This window comes from Flavonifractor sp. An10, assembly GCF_002161215.1.
Classification (GTDB): domain Bacteria; phylum Bacillota; class Clostridia; order Oscillospirales; family Oscillospiraceae; genus Flavonifractor; species Flavonifractor avistercoris.
Genome location: NZ_NFMB01000006.1, coordinates 270,398 through 288,591 on the forward strand (window position 1 = coordinate 270,398; position 18,194 = coordinate 288,591).

General features: G+C 66.9%; 20 protein-coding genes. 11 read left to right on the forward strand and 9 right to left on the reverse strand.

All coding sequences use genetic code 11. The features are described from left to right. Window positions 1-9: 9 nt before the first annotated feature. The 7 genes from atpE (at window position 10) to atpC (ending at window position 5,728) form a co-directional block, all read left to right on the forward strand. Window positions 10-228: an ATP synthase F0 subunit C gene (gene atpE / locus B5E42_RS12545; RefSeq protein ID WP_087240142.1), complete on the forward strand. Its 219-nt coding sequence runs from the start codon at window positions 10-12 to the stop codon at window positions 226-228. Window positions 229-242: 14 nt separating this feature from the next. Beyond that, window positions 243-734 (forward strand): F0F1 ATP synthase subunit B, encoded by a 492-nt coding sequence (gene atpF, locus B5E42_RS12550; protein WP_087240144.1) that lies wholly within the window; start codon window positions 243-245, stop codon window positions 732-734. Beyond that, complete coding sequence (gene atpH / locus B5E42_RS12555; protein ID WP_087240146.1) at window positions 727-1,251, forward strand: ATP synthase F1 subunit delta; 525 nt, start codon at window positions 727-729, stop codon at window positions 1,249-1,251. The genes atpF and atpH overlap by 8 nt, the downstream gene beginning before the upstream one ends. Next, on the forward strand, window positions 1,248-2,771 hold the full coding sequence (gene atpA / locus B5E42_RS12560; protein ID WP_087240148.1) for a F0F1 ATP synthase subunit alpha: 1,524 nt from the start codon (window positions 1,248-1,250) through the stop codon (window positions 2,769-2,771). The genes atpH and atpA overlap by 4 nt, the downstream gene beginning before the upstream one ends. Next, a complete protein-coding gene (atpG, locus tag B5E42_RS12565) occupies window positions 2,759-3,640 on the forward strand; it encodes an ATP synthase F1 subunit gamma (RefSeq protein ID WP_087240150.1) in 882 nt (293 codons plus the stop codon). Before atpA ends, atpG begins: the two co-directional genes overlap by 13 nt. A gap of 279 nt (window positions 3,641-3,919) precedes the next feature. Continuing rightward, entirely contained in the window at window positions 3,920-5,320 is a 1,401-nt protein-coding gene (gene atpD / locus B5E42_RS12570) for a F0F1 ATP synthase subunit beta (protein ID WP_087240152.1), read from the forward strand. Continuing rightward, on the forward strand, window positions 5,321-5,728 hold the full coding sequence (atpC, locus tag B5E42_RS12575) for an ATP synthase F1 subunit epsilon (RefSeq protein WP_087240155.1): 408 nt from the start codon (window positions 5,321-5,323) through the stop codon (window positions 5,726-5,728). It begins immediately after the preceding gene. Window positions 5,729-5,788: 60 nt separating this feature from the next. On the opposite strand, the gene B5E42_RS12580 is transcribed toward atpC, so the two are convergent. Then, window positions 5,789-7,039 (reverse strand): right-handed parallel beta-helix repeat-containing protein, encoded by a 1,251-nt coding sequence (locus tag B5E42_RS12580; RefSeq protein ID WP_141242535.1) that lies wholly within the window; start codon window positions 7,037-7,039, stop codon window positions 5,789-5,791. 11 nt (window positions 7,040-7,050) lie between these two features. After that, window positions 7,051-7,779, reverse strand: coding sequence for a protein kinase (locus B5E42_RS12585; protein ID WP_087240159.1), 729 nt, complete (start codon window positions 7,777-7,779; stop codon window positions 7,051-7,053). 100 nt (window positions 7,780-7,879) lie between these two features. Here B5E42_RS12585 and B5E42_RS12590 point away from each other — a divergent pair, with 100 nt between their 5' ends. Next, entirely contained in the window at window positions 7,880-8,305 is a 426-nt protein-coding gene (locus B5E42_RS12590) for a helix-turn-helix transcriptional regulator (RefSeq protein WP_087240161.1), read from the forward strand. A 99-nt stretch (window positions 8,306-8,404) separates the two neighbouring features. Further along, window positions 8,405-9,319, forward strand: a complete 915-nt coding sequence (gene cysK / locus B5E42_RS12595) for a cysteine synthase A (RefSeq protein WP_087240163.1) — start codon at window positions 8,405-8,407, stop codon at window positions 9,317-9,319. Between the two features lie 59 nt (window positions 9,320-9,378). Here cysK and B5E42_RS12600 read toward each other — a convergent pair whose 3' ends face one another. Further along, the gene (locus B5E42_RS12600; protein ID WP_087240165.1) at window positions 9,379-9,816 is read right to left on the reverse strand and encodes an Rrf2 family transcriptional regulator; all 438 of its coding nucleotides are present in this window, start codon (window positions 9,814-9,816) and stop codon (window positions 9,379-9,381) included. Between the two features lie 306 nt (window positions 9,817-10,122). Between B5E42_RS12600 and aroF the strand changes: the two genes are divergently transcribed. Together aroF and B5E42_RS12610 are read left to right on the forward strand one after the other, a co-directional pair. Further along, complete coding sequence (gene aroF, locus B5E42_RS12605) at window positions 10,123-11,139, forward strand: 3-deoxy-7-phosphoheptulonate synthase (RefSeq protein ID WP_087240167.1); 1,017 nt, start codon at window positions 10,123-10,125, stop codon at window positions 11,137-11,139. 72 nt (window positions 11,140-11,211) lie between these two features. Then, window positions 11,212-12,072 carry a prephenate dehydrogenase/arogenate dehydrogenase family protein gene (locus B5E42_RS12610; RefSeq protein ID WP_087240169.1) on the forward strand — a complete coding sequence of 287 codons (861 nt, stop codon included), beginning with the start codon at window positions 11,212-11,214 and terminating at the stop codon, window positions 12,070-12,072. Window positions 12,073-12,127: 55 nt separating this feature from the next. On the opposite strand, the gene B5E42_RS12615 is transcribed toward B5E42_RS12610, so the two are convergent. From B5E42_RS12615 to B5E42_RS12640, 6 genes are all read right to left on the reverse strand, one after another. Then, window positions 12,128-12,370, reverse strand: coding sequence for an RNA-binding S4 domain-containing protein (locus tag B5E42_RS12615; RefSeq protein WP_087240171.1), 243 nt, complete (start codon window positions 12,368-12,370; stop codon window positions 12,128-12,130). A 285-nt stretch (window positions 12,371-12,655) separates the two neighbouring features. Beyond that, complete coding sequence (locus B5E42_RS12620; RefSeq protein ID WP_087240173.1) at window positions 12,656-12,931, reverse strand: HU family DNA-binding protein; 276 nt, start codon at window positions 12,929-12,931, stop codon at window positions 12,656-12,658. Window positions 12,932-13,005: 74 nt separating this feature from the next. Further along, the gene (gene mazG / locus B5E42_RS12625; protein WP_087240175.1) at window positions 13,006-13,794 is read right to left on the reverse strand and encodes a nucleoside triphosphate pyrophosphohydrolase; all 789 of its coding nucleotides are present in this window, start codon (window positions 13,792-13,794) and stop codon (window positions 13,006-13,008) included. A gap of 37 nt (window positions 13,795-13,831) precedes the next feature. After that, complete coding sequence (locus B5E42_RS12630; protein ID WP_242967126.1) at window positions 13,832-15,622, reverse strand: polysaccharide biosynthesis protein; 1,791 nt, start codon at window positions 15,620-15,622, stop codon at window positions 13,832-13,834. 14 nt (window positions 15,623-15,636) lie between these two features. Next, entirely contained in the window at window positions 15,637-16,938 is a 1,302-nt protein-coding gene (locus B5E42_RS12635; protein WP_087240177.1) for an amidohydrolase, read from the reverse strand. A gap of 13 nt (window positions 16,939-16,951) precedes the next feature. After that, window positions 16,952-17,779, reverse strand: a complete 828-nt coding sequence (locus tag B5E42_RS12640) for a purine-nucleoside phosphorylase (RefSeq protein WP_087240179.1) — start codon at window positions 17,777-17,779, stop codon at window positions 16,952-16,954. Window positions 17,780-18,194 lie beyond the last annotated feature (415 nt).

Here is an 18,194-nt window from a genome sequence, read left to right on the forward strand (position 1 = left end):
GAAATCACTATGAACATCGCTATCATCGCTGCGGCTATCGCCGTCTTCACCGGCATCGGCGCCGGCATCGGCATCGGCTTCGCCACCGGCAAGGCCAGCGAGGCCATCGCCCGCCAGCCCGAGGCCTCCGGCAAGATCAACAGCGCCCTGCTGCTGGGCTGCGCCCTGGCCGAGGGCACCGCCATCTTCGGCTTCATCACCGCGCTGCTGATCATCTTCGTGGGTTAAAGGGGGCGGCCCCAGTGCTGGAATTCAGCCCCTCCACCATTTTCTTTACCATACTCAACCTGCTGGTGCTCTACTTCATCCTGCGCAAGCTCCTCTTCGGCCGGATCAACGCCGTGCTGGAGCAGCGGGCCAAGCTGGTGCGGGAGGAGATCACCTCCGCCGAGGAGAAAAACCGGCAGGCCCAGGCCCTCCAGGCCGAGTATGAGGGCAGGCTCACCGACGCCCGGCAGGAGGCCGCCAAGATCGTGGCCGAGGCCCAGAACCGGGGGCAGCGGGCCTACGAGGCCAGGCTGGCCCAGGCCGAGGACGACGCCCGGCGGGTGCAGGCCGAGGCGGAAAGCCGGCTCGCCACCGAGCGGGAGAACATGCTCCGGGGCGCCCGGAACGAGGTGGCCTCCCTGGCCCTGCTGGCCGCCGCCAAGGCGGCCCAAACCGCCCTGAACGCGGACAGCGACCGGGCCCTGGTGGACGCCTTCCTGGCGGAAGTAGGTGAGCCCCATGAGTGAGCTGACCCGCCGCTACGCCCAGGCCCTCTATCAGGTGTGCCCCGACGAGGACGGCCTGCGGGAGACCGCGGGGGCCCTGATGGGGGACGCCGCGCTGTGGGAGGCGCTGACCTCCCCGGCGGTGGAGCCGGAGGCGAAGGGCCGGGTGCTGGCCCGGCTGCCCGCCCTGGACGGCCACGGCCTGCTGCTGCGGTTCTACCGCCTGCTGGCCTCCAAGGGCCGCATGGCCCTGCTGCCCGCGATCCTGGAGGATTTCCACGGCGCGGCCCTGGCCGACCGGGGCTGCGCCCGGTGCGTGCTCACCTGCGCCCGGGCCCCCGGGGAGGAGGAGCTGAACAAGCTCCGCACCGCCCTGTGCCGGCTCCACCACAAGAAGGACATCCAGTTCGACGTCCGGGTGGAGCCGGCGCTGCTGGGGGGCTTCACCCTGGACATCGAGGGCGTCACCTATGACAAGAGCGTCCGGGGGGCGCTGCGCCGCCTGGAACGGCAGCTGGAAGAGAGGCGAATGGCATGACAAAGACCAGACCGGAGGAGATTGTCTCCATCCTGCGGGAGGAGATCTCCGATTACGATACCAAAGTCCGCCGGGACGAGACCGGCACCGTCCTGGAGGTGGGCGACGGCATCGCCACCGTCTACGGCCTGGACAAGGCGGTGTACGGCGAGCTGGTGGAGCTGGACACCGGCGTGACGGGCATGGTGATGAACCTGTCCCGGGACAGCGTGGGCGTGGTGCTTCTGGGCAGCGAGGCCGGCGTGAAGGAGGGCACCGTGGTGCGCCGCACCGGCCGGGCCGCCGACGTGCCCGTGGGCGACGCCCTGGTGGGCCGGGTGGTGGACGTGCTGGGCCGGCCCATCGACGGCCTGGGCCCCATCGAGACCACCGAGACACGCCCCATCGAGCACGAGGCCAGCGGCGTCCTCTCCCGGGAGCCGGTGACCGTCCCCCTCCAGACCGGCATCCTGGCCATCGACGCCATGGTGCCCATCGGCCGGGGCCAGCGGGAGCTGATCATCGGCGACCGCCAGACCGGCAAGACCGCCATCGCGGTGGACACCATTCTGAACCAGAAGGGGCAGGACGTAATCTGCATCTACGTGGCCATCGGCCAGAAGGCCTCCACCGTGGCCCGCATCCAGGACACCCTGAAAAAGCACGGGGCCATGGACTACTCCATCATCGTGTCCTCCACCGCCAGCGAGTCCGCCCCCATGCAGTACATCGCCCCCTACGCCGGCGCGGCCATGGGCGAGTACTTCATGGGCAGGGGGAAGGACGTGCTCATCGTCTACGACGATCTCAGCAAGCACGCGGTGGCCTACCGCACCCTGTCCCTGCTGCTCAAGCGCTCCCCCGGCCGGGAGGCCTACCCCGGCGACGTGTTCTACCTCCACTCCCGCCTGCTGGAGCGGGCCTGCCGCCTGACGAAGGAGTACGGCGGCGGCTCCATGACCGCCCTGCCCATCATCGAGACCCAGGCCGGCGACGTGTCGGCCTATATCCCCACCAACGTCATCTCCATCACCGACGGCCAGATCTATCTGGAGACCGACCTGTTCTTCGCCGGCCAGCGGCCCGCCGTCAACGTGGGCCTGTCCGTGTCCCGTGTGGGCGGCGCGGCCCAGACCCGGGCCATCAAAAAGACCGCCGGCACCCTGCGCATCGACCTGGCCCGGTTCCGGGAGCTGGAGGTGTTCACCCAGTTCGCCTCCGACCTGGATCCCGCCACCCAGCAGGCCCTGGATCACGGCCGCCGCCTGCTGGAGCTGCTCAAGCAGCCCCTGTACCACCCCATGCCGGTGAGCCGCCAGGCCATCATCCTCTATGTGGCCACCAGCGGCCTGGTGGACGACGTGCCCCTGGACAGGGTGCGGCAGTTCGTGCTGGACTTCGCCGATGAGATGGAGGCGGAGCACGCCGACGTGGTGGAGGAGATCCAGTCCACCGGCAACCTGAGCGGCCCGGCGGTGGAGACCATCCGCGCCGCCCTGGACGACGCCAAGAAGCGGGGGAGCGCCACATGGCAAGCATAAAGGAGATCCGCACCCACATCAGGAGCGTGGAGCAGACCCTGAAGATCACCAACGCCATGTACCTGATCTCCTCGGCCAACCTGCGCAAGGCCCGGGCACAGCTCAGCAATGTGGAGCCCTATTTCCGCAAGATCGAGTCCACCATCTCCGACATCCTCCACCACTCCCCGGAGATTGTCCACCCCTTCTTCGACAAGCGGCCGGAGATCTCTCCGGAGAAGCGGAAGGTGGGCTACATCGTGGTCACCGGCGACAAGGGGCTGGCCGGGGCCTACAACCACAACATCCTCAAGCTGGCGGAGGGGAAGCTGGCCAGGCACCCCGGCGCCTCCCTTTTTGTGGTGGGGCAGGTGGGCCGCTCCTACTTTCAGGAGCACAGCATCCCCATCGACGTGGAGTTCCTCTACACCGCCCAGAACCCCACCGTGCCCCGGGCCCGGGACATCGCCGAGTCCATGATGGATCTGTTCCTGGCGCGGCAGCTGGACGACGTGTACGTGCTCTTCACCAGGCTGGTCACCTCCTTTGACATGGAGCCCACCGTCCACAAGCTGCTCCCCCTGGATCCCGACGTGTTCCCGGAGTACGAGGCCAACCGGGACGCCTACAACCGGGACGTGACCTACGTGCCGTCGGTGAAGGCGGTCATGGATCGGCTGGTGCCCTCCTATGTGTCCGGCGATCTGTTCGGCGCGCTGGTGGAGTCCTACTGCTCCGAGCAGAACGCCCGCATGACCGCCATGAAGTCCTCCAGCGACAACGCCAGGGCCATGCTTCAGACCCTGAACCTGTCCTTCAACCGGGCCCGCCAGGCGGCCATCACCCAGGAGATCACGGAGGTGGTGGGCGGCGCCCAGGCGGCGCTATAATCTAGGGGGGAATACTTCCCCCCTAGATACAAAACCGCCGCGCCGCCTGTGGCGGCACAACGGTTTTGATACCCCCCCTCACCCGCGCCCGCGCGGGTGGTTGCCCGCCAGTGGCGGAGCAAGCATCGGTGTGCTGCGCAGGCGCATGTCCTGCTCCGCACAAATTTCATTTGTTTTCACCCGCAAGCGGGCGAAACTCTGCGAGGCTGTAGGGGCGACCTGCGGTCGCCCGTCCTGATCAAACGAACAGACTGAACGCCCGAAAGGGGATTTTTCGATATGAGTGCAAACAAGGGAACCATTGTACAGGTCATGGGGCCTGTGGTGGACGTGGCCTTCCCCGGCGGCTCTCTGCCGGAGCTGAAGGAGGCCCTGGAGGTGGAGCTGGACGGCCAGCGCCAGGTGATGGAGGTGGCCCAGCACGTGGGCGGCGACACGGTGCGCTGCATCATGCTCTCCCCCAGCGAGGGCCTGGGCCGCGGCATGGCCGTCACCGACACCGGCGCCCCCATCTCCGTCCCCGTGGGGGACGGAGTGCTGGGCCGCATGTTCAATGTGCTGGGCGACACCATTGACGGCAAGGGGCCGGCGGATACCGCCGAGAAGTGGTCTATCCACCGCCAGCCCCCGGACTTTGCCAAGCAGCGCCCGGTGGTGGACATCTTCGAGACCGGCATCAAGGTCATCGATCTGCTGGCCCCCTACGCCAAGGGCGGCAAAATCGGCCTGTTCGGCGGCGCCGGCGTGGGCAAGACGGTGCTGATCCAGGAGCTCATCCACAACATCGCCACCGAGCACGGCGGCTACTCCATCTTCACCGGCGTGGGCGAGCGCACCCGGGAGGGCAACGACCTGTGGCGGGAGATGACCGAGTCCGGGGTGCTGGAAAAGACCGCCCTGGTCTTCGGCCAGATGAACGAGCCCCCGGGAGCCCGCATGCGGGTGGCCCTGACCGGCCTGACCATGGCGGAGTACTTCCGGGACAGGGAGAAGCAGAACGTGCTGCTCTTTATCGACAACATCTTCCGCTATGTCCAGGCCGGCAGCGAGGTCTCCGCCCTCATGGGCCGGATGCCCTCCGCCGTGGGCTACCAGCCCACCCTGGCCAACGAGATGGGCGCCCTGCAGGAGCGCATCACCTCCACCCAGGACGGGGCCATCACCTCGGTGCAGGCGGTCTACGTTCCCGCCGACGACCTCACCGACCCCGCCCCCGCCACCACCTTCGCCCACCTGGACGCCACCACCGTCCTGAGCCGCAAGATCGTGGAGCAGGGCATCTACCCCGCGGTGGATCCCCTGGAGTCCACCTCCCGCATCCTGGAGCCCGACGTGGTGGGGGAGCGGCACTACAAGATCGCCCGGGGCGTGCAGGAGCTGCTCCAGCGCTACCGGGAGCTGCAGGACATCATCGCCATCCTGGGCATGGAGGAGCTGAGCGAGGACGACCGCCGGGCCGTGGAGCGGGCCCGCCGGGTGCAGCAGTTCTTCTCCCAGCCCTTCTCCGTGGCCGAGCAGTTCACCGGCCTGGAGGGCCGCTACGTCAAGCTGGGGGACACCCTCCGCTCCTTTGAGACCATCCTGGGCGGCGAGCTGGACAAGTACCCCGAGGCCGCCTTCAGCAACGTGGGCAACGTGGACGAGGTCATCGAGAAGGCCAGGAAGATGGGGGCGGTGTAAATGGCGGATCAGGCCACCTTCTACCTGGAGATCATCACCCCCGAGCGGCAGTTCTACATCGGCCAGGCCGAGGCCCTGATCATCCCCATCGTGGACGGGGAGATGGGCATCTACCCCGGCCATGAGCCGGTGGTCTCCGCCATCGAGCCCGGGGAGCTGCGCTTCAAGCACGACGGGGTGTGGACTCCCGCCGCCGTGGGGGCGGGCTTCGTGGAGATCAAGCCCGACTATGTGATCCTCCTGGTGGGCTTTGCCGAGCACCCGGAGGAGATCGACCGCAAGCGGGCCGAGGCCGCCAAGCAGCGGGCGGAGGAGCGCCTGCGCCAGAAGCAGAGCATCCACGAGTACTACCACTCCAAGGCCGCCCTGGCCCGGGCCATGGCCCGGCTGAAAACCAAGCACGAGTGACGCAAGAGGCGCACCGCCGGCCGGCGGTGCGCCTCTTGTTGCCTATGTTATAGGGCCGGGCTACTCAAACACGGCCTGGGTGATGTCGATGGGCTGCCGGCACAGGTTGTCGATGTCCGTGCCGTTGCCGGAGAACAGACTGTCCTGGAAGTTCAGGGTCAAGTCGGTGGGCACCCGCTCCAGCAGCACGGCGGTGCCGTTGTCCACAAAGCGGTTGTCGTTGTACATGCTGTGGCTGGCCGCGCCCTCCTCGCTGTTGAAGTGGAAGCCGATCTCATTGTCCGCCAGGGTGCAGCCGATCACATTCACCCAGGCGTCGCCGTAGCCCAGCACGCCGGTTTTCCAGCCGGTGAAGGTACAGTCCTCCACCCACAGCCTGGCGGAGGCGGAGATCCCCACACCGCCGTCTCCCACAAAGTCGATGCCCTGGATATAGGTGATCCACGAGTCCCGGGAGGCCACCCGCAGGGTGCCGGTAAAGGTGGTGCGGCGGCCGTTTTCCTCGCTGCCGTAGAGATTGATGGGCCGCTCCTCCATCACCAGGCTCCCCTCGTAGGTCACCGGGGGCAGAAAGAGGTTGAGTTTGTCGTAGGGCTCCGCCGTCTCCGCCAGTTCATCCACCAGGGCCTGGAGGTCGGCCAGGGTCTCCATGGGCGCGTCCTCCGGATGGTAGTTGTAAGTGTGGATGAGGGCGACATGGAGCTCCTGCCGCAGGCGGATGGTGTCCCCGTTGGTCATGTGCAGCGTCCACACCATCTGGGCGGTATAGTCGTCCCGGGCGGTGAAGTCCACCAGGCTCACCAGGGCCGCATCGGGGGCGGCGCTGTGGGGGGCGGGCGCCGAGCAGGACACCGTGCCCAGCGATTCGTCCAGCGGCAGCAGCTCCGCGGTGGCCGAGTCCACCTTCTGAAGGAAGAGCTGGCCCGCGTCGGCCCCGCTGTCGGTGTGGTTGATATACAGGCGGGAGGGGACACGGTAGGGCTCCCCCTCCGCGGCGTGGAAGCTCTGCTCCGCCAGGGCCTCATAGCGGTTTTCCGGGAGGGCCAGCACCAGCTGATAGGTGCCGTCGGCGTCGGTGTACACCACCTCACCCACCCCGTCATAGACCCGGGGCCGGGTGAGCAGAAAGACGGCCAAAACGGCGGCGGCCAGCACCGCCGAAAAGAGGAGGGCGCGGAGCACGCGCCGCCCCCTCAGGCTGGGAGGCTCCACCGCGGTGCGCCGGTTGATGCTCCCGGCACAGAAGGGGCAGAAGGACGCCTCCTCCGGCAGGGCGGCCCCGCAGCGGGGACAGCGTTGATTCCGTTCCATGTCCTCCCCCCTCAAAGCGCCTCCATGAGACGCAGCACGTTGAGGTACCGCCGGGCGGGGTTGACCCGGGTGCACCGCTCCACCACCCGGCCCAGCCGGCCCTCGGCCTGTCTCTGGGAGGGGTGCTGCCCGGTGAGCATCACGTTGATCAGGATGCCCAGGGCGTAGATGTCGGCCCGCCGGTCGGTCTGGGACAGGCCGTACTGTTCCGGCGCCGCGAAGCCGGCGGTGCCCAGAATCTGGGTGTTGCTCTCCAGCTCCGGCTTGTGGAGGCGGGCAGCGTCGAAGTCGATGAGCACCGCCTCATCCCCCCGGAGAATCACGTTTTCCGGCTTCACGTCCCGGTGGACGGCCCCCAGGGAGTGGAGCACCCACAGGGCCCGGCACAGCTGCCGGGCGGTCTTGCGCACCTCCTCCGGCGTGAACAGGGCCTCCCGCAGCAGGAAGTCCAGGGTGTCCCCCTGGACGTATTCCTCCAGCACCAGGCTCCTGACACCCTCCCCCGGGCGGGCGTCCACCGCCACCTCCAGCGTCTCGGGCAGGTTGGGGCAGCTGTAGTCCAGCAGCTTCCGGTACACCTCCGCCTCCCCGCTGTACCGCCGCAGGATGAACCGCCGCCCCGTGGCCCGGTGGCGGATGAGGCGCACGCTGCCCCGGCCGCTCTGCTTGAGCAGCCTGACCTCCTCATATTCCGTCCGCAGGACATTGTCCAGCCATTGGTAAATGCCGACCGCCCCCAAAAATTGCAAGCCCTATGCTGGGCGCATATTGTATCCGGCTTCTGAATGCTGTAAAGTTAGTATATACAATTCGCCAGTAAAAGTAAAGGGAGGAACGCATGTGGAACGGAAATCCACCGGGCAGCTCAATCAGGAGCTGATGCAGGCGTCCAGCCTGGGGGAATATGTCAGTGAAAACCGGGATGCCTTTTCGGAGCAGGCCGTCTCCCAGCTGCTGTCAGAGCTCTACGAAAAAAAGTCCATCTCCAAGGCCGCCCTGGCCCGGCGGGCGGGCATGAGCGAGGTCTACCTCCACCAGGTGTTCTCCGGCCGGCGCAGCCCCTCCCGGGATCGGCTGCTCTGCCTGTGCCTGGGGCTGGAGGCCACCCTGGAGGAGACCCAGGAGCTGCTGCGGCAGGCCGGCTTCGCCCAGCTCTATCCCCGCCACAAGCGGGACGCCGTCATCAGCTACGGCCTGGTGCACGGCATCTCCCTGGGGGAGATCAACGACCGGCTGTTTGTGGAAAATGAAAAGACGCTCTTTTGAACGCGTGCAGGGGCGGCCCGGCGGATTTTGCGCCGGGCCGCCCTTGTGCGGCGGGGGACGGCGTGCTATACTGGGGAAAAAGAAAAGGAGGCTCCGCCTATGCGCATTGCCAACACCCTGCCCGAGCTGATCGGGCGCACCCCCCTGCTCCGGCTGGAGCGGTTCGCCCCCGGCGGCGGCTTGCTTGCCAAGCTGGAGAGCTTCAATCCCCTGTCCTCCGCCAAGGATCGGGCGGGGCTGTACATGATCCGCGACGCCGAGGAGCGGGGCATCCTGCGCCCCGGCGCGGTGATCGTGGAGCCCACCAGCGGCAACACCGGCGTGGCCCTGGCCTACATCGGGCGCCTGCGGGGCTACCGGGTGGTGCTCACCATGCCGGAGACCATGAGCGCCGAGCGCCGCGCCCTGCTCTCCGCCCTGGGGGCGGAGCTGGTGCTCACCGACGGGGCAAAGGGCATGGCCGGGGCCATCGACAAGGCCAATGAGCTGCTGGAGACCACCCCCGGCGCCTGGATGCCCGACCAGTTCAACAACCCGGCCAACGCCCGGGCCCACTACGAGACCACCGGCCCCGAGCTGTGGGAGGACACCGAGGGGAACGTGGACGTGCTGGTGGCCGCTGTGGGCTCCGGCGGCACCATCACCGGCACTGGCCGCTACCTCAAGGAGCAGAACCCGGCCGTCCGCGTGGTGGCGGTTGAGCCCGCCGAGTCCCCCGTCCTCTCCGGCGGCAGGCCGGGGCCCCACAAGATCCAGGGCATCGGTGCGGGCTTTGTCCCCGGCACCCTGGAGCTGTCCGTGGTGGACGAGATCATGACCGTCACCGGCGACGAGGCCTACGCCGCCGCCCGGGAACTGGCCCGCAGCGAGGGGGTGCTGGCCGGCGTGTCCTCCGGCGCGGCGGCCCACGCCGCCCGGGCCCTCTCCTGCCGGCCGGACATGGCGGGGAAGACCATCGCCGTGATCCTCCCCGACACCGGGGAGCGGTACCTCTCCGCCGGGCTGTTCGGCTGACGGGCGCAGACAGCAAAATCCCCGCCACGGCTATGCCGTGGCGGGGATTTTGGACTGTTTTACGCGGTTTCGCCGCCGCATTTGTCGTGATACCGGTTTACCAGATCCGCCAGGGTCAGGTGATCCACCACACCGGAGACGGCGGCCTGGATCTGCTGCCACACCTCCATGGTGACGCACCGGTCGGCCCGGCCGCAGCGGCAGGTGTCGTCCTGATCCACACAGCTCACCGGGGCCAGGTTGCCCTCCAGCACCCGCAGGATCTCCCCCACGGTGTACTCCTCCGGCTCCCGGGTCAGCAGGTAGCCGCCGCCGGCCCCCCGCACCGAGCGCACCAGGCCCGCCCGGGAGAGCTGGGTCACGATCTGCTCCAGGTATTTATCCGAGATCTCCTGCCGCTGGGCCACGTCCCGCAGGGGCACCGCCGCGCCGTGGCTGTTCAGGGCGATGTCCAGCATCAGGCGCAGGGCGTAGCGGCCCTTCGTGGAAATTTTCATGCCTATCCCACCTTTTCTGACAATATAATACCATAATAGAGGTAGGAAATCAAGGATAATTTCCTCTTGACTTTCACACCAAAACGTGCTAAAGTCTCTCACAAGAAGGAGTGTGACCCGTTCATGCGCAAGGCCATCGGTTATGAGTACGGCTATTACCGCTATTACGATAGCGGTGCTTTTGCCTGCCCATAACCGGCCAGCCAGGGAACCCGGGACACTCTGCACAGAGTTCATGGAACCCGCGGCCGCCTTTGGGCGGACGCGGGTTTTTTGTTTTTGGAATTTGGAAAGGAGTTTTGGAATATGGTCGTCATTATGAAGCGGGAGTTCACCCCTGAGCAGCTGGAGGCCGCCATTCACACCATGGAGGAGGGCGGCGTCAAGGTCATGGTGTCCAAGGGGGCGGAGACCACCATCCTGGGCGCGGAGGGCAATGCCGAGCACATCGACCAGGAGAAGCTGTCCCTGCTGCCCGGCGTGGATCGGGTCATGCGGGTCACCGAGCCCTACAAGAAGTCCAACCGGAAGTACCACCCGGAGGACTCGGTGATCGACCTGGGCGGCGGCGCCGCCGTGGGCGGCAAAAAGCTGGCGGTGATCGCCGGGCCCTGCTCGGTGGAGAGCGAGGAGCAGATCGTGGCCGTGGCCAGGGCCGTGAAGGCCAGCGGTGCCGCCGCCCTGCGCGGAGGCGCCTTCAAGCCCCGCACCTCCCCCTACTCCTTCCAGGGCATGGGCAACGACGGCATCCGCCTGCTCCAGGAGGCCAAGGCGGCCACCGGCCTGCCCATTGTCACCGAGATCATGTCCACCGACAACGTGGAGATGTTCGAGATGTGCGTGGACGTGATCCAGGTGGGGGCGCGGAACATGCAGAACTTCGACCTTTTGAAGCAGCTGGGCAAGACCTCCAAACCCATCCTGCTCAAGCGGGGATTGTCCTCCACCATCGAGGAGTGGCTCATGAGCGCGGAGTACATCATGGCCGGCGGCAACAACAAGGTGATCCTCTGCGAGCGGGGCATCCGCACCTTTGAGACCTTCACCCGCAACACCCTGGATCTCTCCGCCGTGCTGGCGGTGAAGCAGCTGTCCCACCTGCCGGTGGTGGTGGATCCCTCCCACGCCTGCGGCAAGGCGTGGATGGTGGAGCGGATGAGCATGGCGGCCATCGCCGCCGGGGCCGACGGCCTGCTCATCGAGGTGCACAACGACCCGCCCCACGCCCTGTGCGACGGGGCCCAGTCCATCACCCCGGAGCAGTTCGACGCCCTCATGGGCAGGCTGGCCCAGCTGGCCCCCTGCGCCGGCCGGGAGCTGTAACTGGGGACAGACCGCTCACGGCTCTGAATCGTAGGGCGGGGGCTCGCCCCCGCCGGTCAGGAGGAATGGTATATGAAACGCACCCTTGTCATTGTGGGCCTGGGCCTCATTGGCGGCTCGCTGGCCCTGGCCCTGAAGGGCTTTGAGGATTTTGAGATCGTGGGCGTGGACGTGTCCCAGCCCACGCTGCGCTATGCCGCCGAGCACGGGGTGGGCGACCGGGTCACGGAAAAGGCCGCCGACGTGGTGCCCAAGGCCGACGTGGTGGCCCTGGCCCTCCACCCCCAGGGAATCGTGGACTTCCTGGCCCAGTACAGGGAGCAGTTCAAGCCTGGGGCCCTAGTGTGGGACGTGTGCGGCATCAAGACCGCCATTCTGGAGGCGGCGGAGGTGCTGCCGGACACGGTGGACTTCATCGGCTGCCACCCCATGGCGGGCACCGAGTTCTCCGGTGTGGAGCACGCCTTTGCCGAGATGTTCCGGGGCTCCCACTTCCTGCTGGTGCCCCGGGAGCGCAGCAAACCGGAGCACATCGCCCTGCTGGAACGGCTGGCGGAGTACATCGGCTGCAAGGACGTGTGCCGCACCACGGCGGAGGCCCACGACGCCCTGATCGCCTACACCAGCCAGGTGATGCACATCATCGCCGTGGCGGTGTGCGACGACCCGGAGCTGTTCGACTGCCGGGGCTTTGAGGGCTCCTCCTTCCGTGGCTGCACCCGGGTGGCCGCCCTGGATGTGGGGCTTTGGACTCAGCTGTTCTCCCTCAACCGGCCCGCCCTGCTCTCGGTGCTGGACCGGCTGCTGGGCAACCTCCAGGCCTACCGGGACACCCTGGCCTCCGGCGACCGGGATGCCCTGGCGGACAAGCTGGCCCACTCCGCCGCCCGCAAGCGGCAGATGGATCTGCCCGGCCCGGATTTATTGGAATAGGGCGCAGGCAGCGGGGGCGGCCGCAGATGCGGCCGCCCCCGTTTTGATGTCCGCTCTATCGCAGCTCCCGGTAGAGGGCCGGGGCGTCTGCCTTGCCCACGTGCTCGGCCACGGAGAGCACCTCCACCTTCACGGTGCGCTCCCCGAAGCGCAGCTCCAGCACGTCCCCCTCCTTCACGTCGTAGCTGGCCTTCACCGGCCTGCCGTTGGCGGTGACCCGCTGGTTGTCGCAGGCCTCGTTGGCCACGGTGCGCCTCTTGATCAGGCGGGAGACCTTCAGCCATTTGTCCAGTCGCATAAAACCACAATCCTTTGGGAGTAAAATCGGCGCACCGCGGCCTCCTTGGAAGGCCGCCGGCGGAAACCGCCGTGCAAGCGCGCCCGTCAGGGCGCCTTGCGGCCGCCGGAATTCACTTCCGGCGGCCCGGATGGAATCCGGGGCCCCCGCAAAATCAGGGATTTTGCGGGGTGCGCCTCTTGATCAGGCGGGAAACCTTCAGCCATTTGTCCAGCCGCATGATTCCTCCAAAACCACGGGGCCGCCGCGAACACGCGGCGGCCCCGGTATCATTACAAAACCTGCTTACTTGGCAACGATGTCCTTCAGCGCCTTGCCGGGCTTGAAGACGGGCACCTTGGAGGCGGGGATCTTGATGCTCTCCTTGGTCTTGGGGTTGCGGCCGATGCGCTCGGCGCGGCTCTTCACCTCGAAGGCGCCGAAGCCCACCAGCTGAACCTTGTCGCCCTCGGCCAGGCACTGGGAGATGACGTCGATGGCGGCGTTGACGGCGGCCTCGGTATCCTTCTTGGACAGGCCGGCCTTCTCGGCGGCGGCATTGATGAGTTCTGCTTTATTCATGTCACTTGCTCCTCCTGTGTTTTCTGGGGGCTGCCCCCCGTTCTTGGTACTATTACTTAAGGCGGAAACCGCCCTTAAGTCTCCTTCGCGCGCTCCCACAGCGCGTCCAGCTCCTCCAGGCCCATGTCCTCCATGGCTTTCCCCTGGGCGGCGGCCTGGGCCTCCACCTTCCGGAAGCGGCCGATGAACTTGTCGGTGGCCCCGTTGAGGGCGTCCTCCGGATCCACCTTGAGGAAGCGGGCGGCGTTGACGGCGGAGAAGAGCAGGTCGCCCAGCTCCTCGGCCACGTTGGTGCCCTCGGCCGCGGCGGTCTTCAGCTCCTCCAGCTCCTCGGACAGCTTGTCCAGCGCACCGGACACGTCGGGCCAGTCGAAGCCGGCCTTCCGGGCCTTCTTCTGCACCTTCTCCGCCCGCCACAGGGCGGGCAGGGCGCGGGCCACGGCCTCCAGCGCGTCGGTGTTGGTGGCCTGTCCCTTTTCCTTGCGCTTGAGGGCCTCCCAGTTGGAGAGCACCTCCCCGGTGCCGGACACCGCCACGTCCCCGAACACGTGGGGGTGGCGGTAGATGAGCTTTTTGCAGATGCCGTCGGCCACGCCGTCCAGATCGAATCGGCCGGCCTCCTGCTCCATGCGGGCGTGCATCACCACCTGGAGCAGCACGTCCCCCAGCTCCTCCTCCAGGTGCTCGGGGCTGCCCTCGTCGATGGCCTCCACGGCCTCATAGGCCTCCTCCAGGAAATTCCGGCGGATGGACTGGTGGGTCTGCTCCGCATCCCAGGGGCAGCCCCCGGGGGCGCGGAGTATGCGGACAATTTCCTCCAAGTCCTTGACGCCGTAGGAATCCTTATACTGAAAATCTACCATATTTCATGGCCTCCTGCAACCTTTTTTTCCAAAAATCTCAGCGGATATGCAGAATCTTCGCCAACTTCTTGCCGCCGGGCATCATTTCCAGATCCTCATGGGTCAGCGTGCGCAGGGCCAGCACTAGGACGGCGTAGACCACCACGCCCACCAGGATGGCCCCGGCGGTGGCCAGCATATCCTTGCCCAGGCTGCCGTAGAGCACCCGGGAGAGCAGGCCGTGGCTGCCCCAGGCGGCGGCGGCCATGATCACCGAGGCCAGCAGGGGCTTGCCCAGGGCCACCAGATAGCGGGGCGGATGGGGCACCGCCCGCTTGATGATGAGCAGGTTGAGGGTGGAGATCACCGCGAAGCAGCACAGGGTGCCCACCGGAGCGCCGAAGATCATGATCTTGGGGTTGCCCACCAGGGTGTAGTTGACCACGATCTTGGTGACCCCGCCGATGATCACGGTGATGATGGGCAGGTTGACGATGCCGTTGGCCTGGAGGATGGCGGTGCCCACCAGCTGGAAGCACACGAAGATGGAGGCGATGCCCAGGATGGACAGGATGGGGCCGGCGATGCCGGTGTCCACGTTGCCCAGGGCGATGACCTCCATGATGGGGCCGCCCAGGGCCATGAGGCCGAAGCCGCAGGGCAGGGCGATGAGGGCCGCCATGCGCATGGCCGACTCGGTGATGCGCTGGGCCCCCAGGCCGTCCCGCCGGGCCAGGCAGGCGGAGATGCCGGGGACGATGCAGGCGGTCAGGGGGATCATCAGGTTAAAGGGCAGGTTGTAGACGCTCATGGTCTTGCTGTAGGTGCCGTACAGGCTGCGGGCCGAGTCCAGGATGGGATCCAGAGTGGTGCCGAAGTCGGCGGCCGCGGCTCCCTCCCGGAAGGCCGTCATCAGCTGGTTGAACAGATCCGCCTGCTGGGCGGCCACGTTTTCCGCAAAGACCTGCACCGCCTTGGGAAAGATGTCCAGAAAGCTGTTCTCAATCCCGGCCAGGCCCCCCTGGATGGCGGTGAACACGCTCTGGAGCTGGTTGTTCACCAGGTTGGTGTCGATGATGGTCACCAGGGACATGGAGCAGGAGCTGAGGGTGATGGGGATGGCCAGCTTGAGCAGGCGCACCAGCACCGTGCGGCACCGGTCGGCCCGGTCGGTGGCGGGCGTGCTCTCCCGGCGGCGGGTGCGGACGTGGTTGAAGGCCAGGTAGAGCACCGACAGGATGCTGCCGAAGGAGACGCCGATGAGGGCGCCGGAGGCGGCCAGCTGGTTGCGGATGTCGTCGGGCCAGATGGTCAGGCGCATGATGAGCATGGCCAGGCCCAGGCCCAGCACCAGCTTGCACAGGGCCTCGATAATCTGGGAGATGGCGGTGGGCAGCATGTTCATGTGCCCCTGGGCGTAGCCACGGAAGGCGGAGCAGCAGCAGGTGCACAGCACCGCCGGGGCCAGGGCCCACACGCAGAACACGGCCTTCTCGTTGCCGATGACGTAGGTGGCCACGATCTGCCCGAACAGGGACATGCAGATAAAGCTGAACAGGCCCATGAACAGGAAGGCCCCGAAGGCCATCCGGAACACCTGGCGCTTCTGGTTCTCCCGGCCCAGGGTGTGGCACTCCGACACCGTCTTGGACAGGGCCACGGGCAGGCCCGCCGTGGAGATGGTGAGGAAGAAGGAGTAGATGTTATAGGCCCCGTTGAAGTCGCCGTAGGCCTCCTCGGGGAGGATTGCAATCAGCGGGATTTTGAAGATGGCCCCGATGATCTTCACCAGGATGGTGCTCACCGTCAGGATGGCGGCGGCGCCGTAGAAGGTGTTGCGTTTGGACAACAGGATTGGCCCCCTTACTTGGTCTGGAAGAGCAGGGGGAGGGCGTAGTCCGCCACCTCCCGCTTCACCCGCTGGATGTCGATGGTGAGGAAGTCCCCATCCTTGTATATGACCCTGCCCCGGGCCATATTCATGCGCACATCGCTGCCGTGGGCGGCGTAGGCCAGGTTGGACAGCACGCTGTGGCAGGGGGTCAGGTTCAGGTGGGAGAAGTCCACCAGGATCAGATCCGCCGTGTACCCCTCGGCGATCACGCCGGTCTTGCGGCCCAGGGCCCTGCCGCCGTTGGCGGTGGCCATGCGCAGGGCGTCGATGGGCAGCAGGGCCAGGGGGTCGCAGCCGGCCCCGTTGTGGAGGATGGCGGCGATCTTGAGATCGCCGAAGAAGTCGGTGCAGTTGTTGGAGGACACCCCGTCGGTGCCCAGGCACACGTTGACCCCCGCCTTCTTCATGGCGGGGACGGGGGCGATGCCGCTGCCCAGCTTCAGGTTGCTCATGGGGTTGTGGACGGCGGAGATCCCCTTTTCGGCCATGACGGCCCAGTCCTCGGGGGTAGTCCACACGCAGTGGGCCGCGATGGCCCGGCCGTCCCACACGCCGTAGTCGTTCAGAACCTGGATGGGGGTCTTGCCGTGGCGGGCCAGGCACTCCTCGTGCTCGCTGCGGGTCTCGGAGATGTGCACGTGCATGCCCAGGCCGTGCTCCCGGGCGTAGCCGGCCATCCACCGCCACAGCTGCTGGTGGGAGGTGTACTCCCCGTGGACGGAGGCGTCCACCAGGATCTGGCCGTCGTTATAGCCGTGCCACTGCTCGGTCAGCTCCCGCTGCACCCGGCAGTCGTTGTGGGTGTCGGGGTTGAAGTCGTCGGTGAACTGGACGCCGCCCACGGACAGGTTGGCGCTGATGCCGGCGGCGGCCACCTCCTGGGCGATGGCCGGGGAGTGGCCGTACATGTCGGCGATGCAGGTGACGCCGGAGGCGATCATCTCCGCCAGGCCCAGGTCGGTGCAGCACCGGATGGCCCGGTCGTCCCACCGGGCCTCCACCGGGAAGATATAGTTGTGCAGCCAGTCCTGGAGGTTGTTGCCGTCGCCGTAGCCCCGCATGGCGGTCATGGGCACGTGGGTGTGGGCGTTGACAAAGCCGGGCATGAGCACGCCGCCCTCCCCGTCGATCTCCTCCTCAAAGCTGCCCTGGGGCCGCTGGGTGCCCACATAGGTGATCTGGGTGCCCTCCACCGCCACAAAGGCGCCCGGGAGCACGGTGCCCGCCTCGTCCATCAGGGCGGCGGTGCAGTTGTGAATCAGAATGGACATGACAATCTCCTTTTTAATCCAGCTTGTTCAGGCAGGCCAGCACCAGGCGGGAGAACTTGTCCCGGCAGGCCGCCGCCGCGTCCAGCACCTCCTGCTCGGACAGGGGCTGATCCAGGATCCCCGCGGCCATGTTGCTCAGCAGGGTGAAGCCCAGCACCTGCATGCCGCAGTGGCCGGCGGTGATCACCTCCGGCGCGGTGGACATGCCCGCCGCGTCGGCGCCCAGCACCCGGGCCGCCCGGATCTCCGCCGGGGTCTCATACTGGGGGCCGGGGAAGTACATGTACACGCCCTCCCGCAGGGGGATGTCCAGCTCTTTGGCGGTCTGGCGGGCCAGCTCCTGGAGCGCCGGGGTGTACAGGTGGGAGGCGTCGGGGAAGCGGACGCCGAACTCGGGGAGGTTCTCCCCCCGCAGGGGGGACTCCAGGAAGAACTTGATGTGGTCGGTGATGAGCATCAGCTCCCCGGCCTTCCACTCCAGGTTGATGCACCCGGCGGCGTTGGTGACAATCAGGGTGCCGCAGCCCAGCAGGCGCAGCACCCGCACCGCGTAGGATACCTCCTCATAGGAGTAGCCCTCGTAGTGGTGCATCCGGCCCTGCATCACGGCCACGTTCTGGCCCTCCAGCGTGCCGAACACCAGCTGGCCCTTGTGGCCGGGGGCGGTGGACACCTTGAAGTGGGGGATGTCCTGGTAGGGCACCACGATGGGGTTCTCCACAATGTCGCCCATATAGCCCAGGCCGGAGCCCAGCACCATGGCCACCTTGGGGGCAAAGCCGCCGATGCGGCTGCGGATGTAGTCTGCGCTCTCCTTGTACTGGGCAAACGTGTAGTTCATAGAGTTTGTCCTCCTTCTGTATCGTCGGCGGCCTGCGGCGGACGCCGGGTCATACCAAGTCCATGGTATTTTACACCTCCGCGCCCCAAAAAGCAATGAGAAAGGGCCGCTTCCCCGCCGGCGGCCCTTCACAATTTACAATTTGTTCGGATTTCCCCCGCCGGGAGGGCGCGGCATCCCGGCGGACTTTTTGACTAAGCGGATACTGTCCGCCTGTTTCGCCGTTCGCAGGGGCGGATATGATCCGCCCGTTCGCCTCTGCAACCGTCGGCTCCGTGGGGCGCGACGACTCGGCGCGCCGTCTGTAGGGGCGACCTGTGGCCGCCCGCTCATAGAGGATGCCCCCCCTCGCGGAGCGGGCCTGCCCGGCCGGGGCACCGCTTTCTTTCCCAAAGAAAGCGGTGGGAAAGAAAGG